Raw genomic sequence first — 7,747 nt, forward strand, 5'->3', positions numbered from 1 at the left:
CGAGACCTCAGCCGGCGGGGATCTCCACCTGCTCCTTGAACTCGGCGATGGTCTTGTCCGAGCCGATCACCTTCGCGCCGTCGCGGACGTACTCGACGAGGTACGTATCAGCCTTCTCGTCCACCTCGAAGGCGATCCATCCGGTGTGCTCACCGCCGTCGCGCCGCGACACGTCCTCGAACGGCGTACGCTTCGCGGCGGTCAGCTCCGTGGCCACCTCGTCGGTGTCGGGCGACCAGAAGTCCGCCCCGTTGTCCCAGGAGATCTCGAGGTTCCCGTCCTGGATGAGGCCGCCGTACTCCTTCCCGGGCTTGACCTTGATCTGGAGCAGCACGATCTCGCCGCCTTCGGCGATGAGCTCGGCCTCCTCCGTCGACTGGAAGTCGCGGACCGCGGAGATGATCTCGATCGTGTCGCCCATGTCGGGGTCCTTGAGCGTCTTCCCGATCTTCACCTCGGCCTCGGCGCCGGCAGGAGCCGCGGACGCTGACTCGGAGGCCGGGGCGCTGGACTCGACCTCGGTCGCAGCGTCTGCGTCCGAGTCGGTTGCCTCGGAGCCGCACCCGGTCAGTGTGAGCGCGAGGCCCACGCTGAGGCCGGCGGCGGCCAGTCGACAGGTCCGGACGGTGGTGCGAGTGCGCATGACGAAGTGCCTTTCAACAGTGAATGTTCCCGAGATCGAGAGGTACGGCGTCACCCTGGCAACTCGAGCCCCTGGTGGTCGCTCTTTGCTTCGGCGTGTCGCACGGTGACCTTCGCAACACCGGCGGTGCTGCCTACTCCGCGTTCTCGGCCAACCACTCCGGGTTGATCGCCATCGCCGTGACTCTGGTGTCCTTGGTCGGGAAGTCGACGTCCTTCACGCCGACCTCGAGAGCCAGCGACGCCTTCCCCGTGGCCAGGTCGGTGCGCACCAGGCTCAGCTCGGTGAGCTCGGTCCACACCCGATCGCTCCGGCGCCTGGAGAAGCGCTCGTGCAGGTCGCTCTCGTTGGTGACCGTATAGGCGGCATTCGACGCGTACGTCATCACCTCAGCGTTGAGCCCGGCGGTACCTTCCAGGTAACCGACCTCGCGAGCACGGATCGGCGCAGCCTCGGTGGTCGGCAACGGCGCGCTCCACATCGTGTTGTCGACGACCCAGAAGAGCCGTCCGTCCGAGACCGTCACCCGAGCCGGTCCCCCGATGGGCGACGAGTCGTCCTCCGGATAGACGATCTCGTGGTCGACGGCGACCTGCGCCGCGGGCGTTCCCTTGGCCGTGTTCCAGACCCGCATGAGGTGCTGGTCGGCGTCGTTCTCCCACCCTTCGTAGACGATGCCGTCGACGCAGGGCGAGGTCGTGCCCGGGAAGGCCGAGGGCTCCAAGGTGCTCAGGATGTCCGTGCCGTCGTGTGGATAGGCCGACGTCAGCGCGGCGCGGTCCAACTGGTTCTCCGGGATGGACTGGCTGTCGTCCTCGAAAGCCTTGGTGTCAGTGCCCCTTCCAGAGGCGAACACGCGCTCGCCGCACACAGCCGCGGTCGACGTCTGGCCGTACGGAGACATCCGCGTCGTTGCCTTGCCGCTCTCTCCGTCGATGTACGTCACGAACGGATCCTTGGAGCCGTCCTCGGGACTGAACCCGACCAATGTCCCCGCCCCGACCGGCACTCGGTACCACTCGTGTTGCGTCTCGACTTCGCTCCCACCGCTCGTACGCTCGTTCGCGGTGAGTCCCTTCTCATTGATCACGTAGTCGTGGCTCCGGTCGGACGTGGTGATCCCATCCTCCGTCCATGAGATCGCGGCGCCTTCGACCCGGCCGAGCTCGATCGCACGCGTCTCACCCTTCGCGGAGACCAGCACGAGGTAGCTGGAGTCCTCGCCGCCCTCGTGGACCCGCATCGCCAGGACCGCGTCCTCGGTCGCGAAGTCCTTCGGAGGCGGACCGACCTGGCCACATCCGGAGAGCAGAGCCGCCGAAGCCACCGCCATCGCCGCCACACGTCGAGTCAACGCACACATCCCGTCGTCAGTAGATGAGTCGGGAGACCCAACCGCGGAAGCCCCCGAGATTCCGAGCGGGCATACGGTACGCGCCCTGCCCCCGCGGCACCGCACCGCCCCGGCGCGGACTCCCAGCTCTCGCGGTTAGGGTGAGGGCGTTCAATCTCGGGAATGGAGTGATCATGAGCCTCGGTGCCGTCGCCGCTCTCCTCATCGGCATCGCGATGCTTGTCCTCCCGGCCTGGCTCGCCTGGTACCTGATCCGCCGCCGGCGCCGCCTCGCGAGCTGGCCGCGAGCGCAGGCGACCATCCGCCACGTACGGAAGACGAAGCACAACTCCTCCGCCACAGCGACGACCACCACCGAGACGTCCTACGAGGCCCGCTACGAATACCGTGACGCTGCCGGTGTCCAGCACATCGGCGAGGTCGACCACCTCCACGCCCCGAAGGTCGGCGACGTCATCGAGGTCATGTACGACCCCGATCAGCCGAGCTCGAGCGACACCGTCGCCGGCGGCTCGGTCCTCGGTCGCATCATCAACTACGGCGCCGTCTTCATCGTGCTCGGCGGAGGCGGCATCTTCGTGATCCTCGCGTCCCTCGACCTGATCCCCGCCTGAACACGGAGAGGACACATCCACCAGCATGGAACTGGAAGACGCCGTCGGGCTGACCTTCTGCGTCATCGCAGGCATGGCGATCTGCGCGGCAGGCTATCTGAACCTCGGAGGCGCCTGGAATCGAGCCGTCAACAGCCGCAACTGGGCCCGGACCACCGCGCGCGTCAGCCGAGCGTGGAAGGTGAACACCAGCGGCGGACCCGGCTCCACGAGATACAACGTCAACTACACGTTCACCGCTCCTGAGACCGGCGGCAGCTACTACGGCCACAGTGAGGGCGGTGCCCCGGACATGAAGACCGGTGACGACGTCGAAGTGATGTACGACCCCAAGGGGCCCTACAACAACGAACTGCCGCTTAACAGCTTTGAGAGGTGGTTCTACCCGATCGCCTACGGCAGCCTCACCCTCGTCGGCGCAGTCTTCGCCGTCGGAGCTCTGGTCGTCGCGGCCGTGATGATTGTAGACATGGTCCGCTAGCGCACCTGCTTGTCACTCGCGTCGAACTCACGCCACCCCACGTGGCGATACTCGAGCACCCGACGCCACGCCCGCTCGTCGAGCCCATCGAGCTCGGACCAGTAGCCCAGGGGCATCTCTCGAAGTCGAATTCGATCGCCTTCATCGACGTCGACCAGACGACGATGGATGAGTACGTCGAGAAGGCGGTCTCGTGCGACGACGGCCCGCTGTCGCTTGTCCGAGCTTCGTGGCCCACGCCGCGGTGGCTTCCGGCTCTTTGCCCCCGCCCTCAGGTCTGGATACCAACTCCAGGACCAGATCGACCAACCCCAAGGCCCCAGCGCCAAGGACCAGGATCGACAGCCACGGCATCGTGGGCAGATCCGAGACCAGCAGCAACACGTACGTCGCCGCTGACGCGATCGCGGTGACCGCGGCCAGCGCAACGCCGAGGACGCTGCGCCGCCGCGTCTGCCACCACACGGACAACCCTGTGCCGGCTACGAGAATCGCCGCACCGAAGGCGATTCGCGCCAGCCACAACAGTCCCTCCGCGCCGGTCTCCTGGCCGCCGGCCAGTGCAACCAGCACCAACCCCACGACCGCCGAACCGAAAATCGGAAGAACGATGAGCGCGAGCAGTGCCATGGCCACAGCGCCGACGGCGTTCAGCAGGAACCGACCAGGAAGCGGCGGGTAGCTCCGCTCCAACACCGCCGCCTCGGCCTCGGCCCCAGCTGAACGGCTGCGAGAATCGCTCCGTACGCGCCCAGCCTTCGACCGCCTGTCGAGCCCACTCCTCACGGGCATCATCTGTCTTACGCGCCCATTCCATCAGTGCCTTCGGCGCGGCCATCAGTGCTCCAACCCAAGATCGGTCAACGCTTCGCGACTAAGCCGCCGGCGGCGCCCAGCGAAGCGTCGAGACACAGAGATCAAAGGCAGTCTTCCAACCGACGAACTTCGGGTCCTCAGCGGACATCTCCACCGGACGAGCGATTGACGCCGTCAGTTGGAGGCCGCGGCGCCTGTTCGAACCTGGGATCGGCGTGACATAGACGATCGAGGTCATCACGATCGAACCGCCCTCGAACGTCTTCGTCGACTCGCGTTCGAAGCGAATGAAGCGCTTGTCACCGTACAGTGGCTTTGCGCCGTACTCGCGGATCGCTTGAGTCACGTACCCATCGAGGGTCTCACCGTTCGGCGTCCGCCGAACGGTCGCGAACATCGTCCCAGGAATGTAAGCCTTGCTCGCCATCTCATTTGTGGCAGAAAAATAGGCGATGACGCTCTGCTGTTTCATCAGGGCAAAGGCCTGATCCATCTGGGCCCGCAGCATCGCATGTAGATCTGGCCTATTGGCGGCAATGAAACGCCGCTTCAGCTCGGCATCGATCGCGTCCCGGCGTGCATCATCCGGGATATGCCTCTCCCACCCGTCCAGCAGTTTCAGATAAAACTCTGGATCCTTCCGAACGCCAAGCATGTCACGCAGCGAACCACCGTCGCTTCCGACCATGTCAGACACCTCGATCCAATCGGGTCATAGTGGACTCTTGTCGAAGTCAGTGAACTCCCCGTATCCAACGAGCCCCTGCGTCCGGAAGATCCTCAGCGCCTGGCGACGACTGGCGCGCAAGACTTCGATGTCCTCGTCAGACAGGCTATCGATCGCGACCTCGGGGGGTTTCACATTCGAGTGCAGGCGATAGTCACCAATCACGGCAGCGATCGCCAAGACGAACGTGATCCACACGGGGATAACCATCGGAAAACGCGGATAGACGTCCGCATTGCTCGTGTAGATGAGGACTAGCAGAATCGCCGTCGTCACGGCGACTGCAACCGACATCGCGGCGAGTGTCCCGCTCCATTGCCGATGTGACGCCCTGAGCCAGGGCACAAGGAAGTAAAGGACAGCAACGCTTCCTAGAATGGACCCGATATAGATGCACTGGACCTCGAAGCCTGCAGAAAAGTCTTCAGAAAACTTTCGATATCCGCCACCGCTCACGAACACGCCGGCAGCAAACAGCGGCCCAGCCGTTCCCAGCGCAGCGACCCAGAACATCAACGCTGCGCCAATTCGCATCAAGGGATTCCCACGACGCCGACGGGCCGCCTCCAAGTCGATGTAGGCATGGTCCATCACAACCCGGTTCAGCTCGTCAAGGTCGAACGGCTCGTGCCGATCCCTACGATTCGCCCATTCAGCTGGCCGAGGCGCCGCAGCCTTAGGCATCAGTTACCTTCTCCCACTCGTCCATCGCGTTTCGTGTCATACCCTTCACATCGGAGGCGAAGAATCGCACACCGCCCGGAAGATACAACGTGAGTGTCGACAAGATAGCTGGCATCTTCGCCAACGTGAGATCGAACACCTCACGTGTTCCCGACTCCACGGTGACCATCACGCCACCGTCCTGATTCGCGAAAACGTATGCTGCGGTAGAAAGATGCAGGGCGACGCCGTCGATCACCTCGTCGCGCGCGGCGATGCACTTCAGACCGGGACCAAGTGCCGAGCCGCTCCACTCGTCGACATCAAACCCTGCATCCTGCCATGCCTGGACCGTAACGGGAGATCCAGACGCGAGCTCAACACGAATCCGGCTCGGGAGCGGCAATGGCAGCGGCCAGTGCAACATGGCGATCAGGGTCCCTGGCACGTGAGCGGCGTTGTACGCATCCCTCAGCGCCGCACCATTCAAGTCGTTGGCGGCCTCGTCCTGGGCCCATGCCTCGCCCCACCAGTTGCGTAGACGCTTCTCTTCCGTCTCGACCCATTGGTTGATGTCGGTCTCGAGGTCACACGCCGCATAAGTCCACCCGTCTTCCGGATAAACTCCTTCGATGCGCCAATTCTCGTCCACCGTTACACTCTTTTCGTTGTTCAAGCCACTCATTCGACAGAGTTCATGACGACATCAATTGACGACGTCGACGAACGAACCCTCAAACATCCCCGTGACAGTCTGGACACTGCTGTAGAAGGAGTTGCCGTACTTTGCCAGCGCACCCTGAACTTCGCCGGCAGCTGCCCACAAATTGGGATTGCTTGCAATTCGCTCGAAGTCTTTGATGTCGAGACCGGTGTGGAGTGCCGTCATCATGTCCGGGAAGGCCTTTCGCCCCGCCCATGCCATATCTCCGAATCCCGACCCAGCCTTGAAAGCAGCCGAGAACTTCGCAAACTTTGTGGCATTCGCACCCAGATCGGTCATCGCGTCCGCCATGGCCCCGAATTTTCCGAATGGAACAACATCAAGGGCGGCCAGCCCAAGTTCTAGAAGGGAACACTCACCGGCGCAGTACTGGACCGCGCGCATGGCGAAAACCGCGGCGGAAATTGCGAATGCGATCGCGGCGAACGGACCGGTGAGGAAGATTCCCAGAACAAGGACGACGAGCGCCACGATCTCCAGCACGGCGATGATGTCATCGAGAACTTCCCAGAAGCCGTCCTCGATCTTGCCCGACATCTCGTTGCCGATCCCGCTGACCGCAGCGTCGTACGCGTCTTCCCAGGAGTCGTAGTAGCCGTCCCAGGTCTCGGCGGCGTTCTCCCAGTCCTTGCGGGCCTGGTCCTTCGCCTCCTCGGCGTCTTCCTCCTGCTGCGCCTCCGGGCTGCCCTCCTCCGGACCGGCGCCCGGAAGATGGGTCGGCGCACCTTCCATGCTGTCGAACTTGGCCCACAGGTCCTCGCAGGTGTCGACCTGCGACCGGATCAGAGGCTGCCACTGCTGGAGCTCTTCGCCGTAGGTTGCGATGATCGGACCCACCGGCTTGTACAACTGCGCGGCCTCGCGGAGGGTCTCCCACGAGTCGCCGATCTTGTCCTGAAGCTTCTCGACCGCCTTGCCGTCCATCTCGCCGTTCGCGAGGTCGTGCGTGGCAATCGTCTGCAGCTCCTGGGCGCAGTCCTCCATCATCCCGCCCAGGGTTTCGATCCAGTTGCCGCGCGAGATGACAGCGGAGGGGTCACCCTCGACCGTTCTGATTTCCCTACCCTTGGGAGACGAGTCCATCGCAGATGCGTTCCTTCGTTCGAGACTTGAGTCTGGGGATGCGTGCGCTCAAACCGCGGCGGGTGAGCTCGGGGCCGACCCGCCTGGGGCGCCCGGTGCCTGCACGGAGGAGTTCGACTGGAACTGGAGAGCGGTCTCGCTGTCCCAGTTCTCGAAGCCTTCGACTACGCCCTTGACGTGGTCATGCAACTCTTTCAGGCCCTCTTTGAGCTCGTCCCGCTTGTCGTCCCAGCGTTCCTCGAAGTCCTGCGCCTTGTCGCGTAGCTCACCGCGGCCGTAGGGGTTGCCGATCGCTGCTTCGAGCGCCTCAGAATTGCCCGTCGCATTCTCGAACTCGTCGACGATCGCGTTTAGCTGCGTCTGGATTCTGGAGAGTGTCTCGATCTTGATCTTGACGTCCGCCATCGCCCGTTTCCCTTCGAACTTCCGTCAAATTGCCCGGTCAAAGTGCCGAATTATCGCCGCGGGCAGGGCGAATGTCTTTCACCCCGCCCCGACCGCGAATAATCAGCCGCCGGCGAGCTGCGAGTCCAGGTCCTGGATCGCCGTGGCCATGTCACGCAGAGCCTGAGCCATGTCCTCGACACCAGCAATGGCGTCCTTCAGACCCGTGGTCATCTCCGAGTAGCCGTCCTGGAACTT

At 63.7% G+C, this 7,747-nt stretch carries 10 protein-coding genes; 2 read left to right on the plus strand and 8 right to left on the minus strand.

All coding sequences use genetic code 11. The features are described from left to right. Positions 1 to 7 precede the first annotated feature (7 nt). Positions 8 to 643 (minus strand): transcriptional regulator, encoded by a 636-nt coding sequence (locus ABZY89_RS27825; RefSeq protein ID WP_355232433.1) that lies wholly within the window; start codon positions 641 to 643, stop codon positions 8 to 10. Between the two features lie 133 nt (positions 644 to 776). Further along, positions 777 to 1,997, minus strand: a complete 1,221-nt coding sequence (locus ABZY89_RS27830) for a hypothetical protein (RefSeq protein ID WP_355232434.1) — start codon at positions 1,995 to 1,997, stop codon at positions 777 to 779. A 173-nt stretch (positions 1,998 to 2,170) separates the two neighbouring features. Between ABZY89_RS27830 and ABZY89_RS27835 the strand changes: the two genes are divergently transcribed. Both ABZY89_RS27835 and ABZY89_RS27840 read left to right on the plus strand, forming a co-directional pair. After that, positions 2,171 to 2,611, plus strand: coding sequence for a DUF3592 domain-containing protein (locus ABZY89_RS27835; protein ID WP_355232435.1), 441 nt, complete (start codon positions 2,171 to 2,173; stop codon positions 2,609 to 2,611). A 25-nt stretch (positions 2,612 to 2,636) separates the two neighbouring features. Continuing rightward, positions 2,637 to 3,092, plus strand: coding sequence for a DUF3592 domain-containing protein (locus tag ABZY89_RS27840; protein WP_355232436.1), 456 nt, complete (start codon positions 2,637 to 2,639; stop codon positions 3,090 to 3,092). Between the two features lie 141 nt (positions 3,093 to 3,233). On the opposite strand, the gene ABZY89_RS27845 is transcribed toward ABZY89_RS27840, so the two are convergent. The 6 genes from ABZY89_RS27845 to ABZY89_RS27870 all read right to left on the minus strand — a co-directional run bounded on the left by ABZY89_RS27845 (position 3,234) and on the right by ABZY89_RS27870 (position 7,510). After that, positions 3,234 to 3,785, minus strand: a complete 552-nt coding sequence (locus ABZY89_RS27845) for a hypothetical protein (RefSeq protein ID WP_355232437.1) — start codon at positions 3,783 to 3,785, stop codon at positions 3,234 to 3,236. 181 nt (positions 3,786 to 3,966) lie between these two features. Then, positions 3,967 to 4,596 carry a protein TPRXL gene (locus ABZY89_RS27850; protein ID WP_355232438.1) on the minus strand — a complete coding sequence of 210 codons (630 nt, stop codon included), beginning with the start codon at positions 4,594 to 4,596 and terminating at the stop codon, positions 3,967 to 3,969. A gap of 24 nt (positions 4,597 to 4,620) precedes the next feature. Beyond that, positions 4,621 to 5,319: a hypothetical protein gene (locus tag ABZY89_RS27855; RefSeq protein WP_355232439.1), complete on the minus strand. Its 699-nt coding sequence runs from the start codon at positions 5,317 to 5,319 to the stop codon at positions 4,621 to 4,623. Beyond that, a complete protein-coding gene (locus tag ABZY89_RS27860) occupies positions 5,312 to 5,974 on the minus strand; it encodes a hypothetical protein (RefSeq protein WP_355232440.1) in 663 nt (220 codons plus the stop codon). The genes ABZY89_RS27855 and ABZY89_RS27860 overlap by 8 nt, the downstream gene beginning before the upstream one ends. Positions 5,975 to 6,004: 30 nt before the next feature. After that, a complete protein-coding gene (locus ABZY89_RS27865) occupies positions 6,005 to 7,105 on the minus strand; it encodes a hypothetical protein (RefSeq protein ID WP_355232441.1) in 1,101 nt (366 codons plus the stop codon). Positions 7,106 to 7,153: 48 nt separating this feature from the next. Continuing rightward, complete coding sequence (locus tag ABZY89_RS27870; protein WP_355232442.1) at positions 7,154 to 7,510, minus strand: flagellar protein FlgN; 357 nt, start codon at positions 7,508 to 7,510, stop codon at positions 7,154 to 7,156. Positions 7,511 to 7,747 lie beyond the last annotated feature (237 nt).

The organism is Nocardioides sp. NPDC006303 (genome assembly GCF_040613175.1).
GTDB lineage: Bacteria > Actinomycetota > Actinomycetes > Propionibacteriales > Nocardioidaceae > Nocardioides.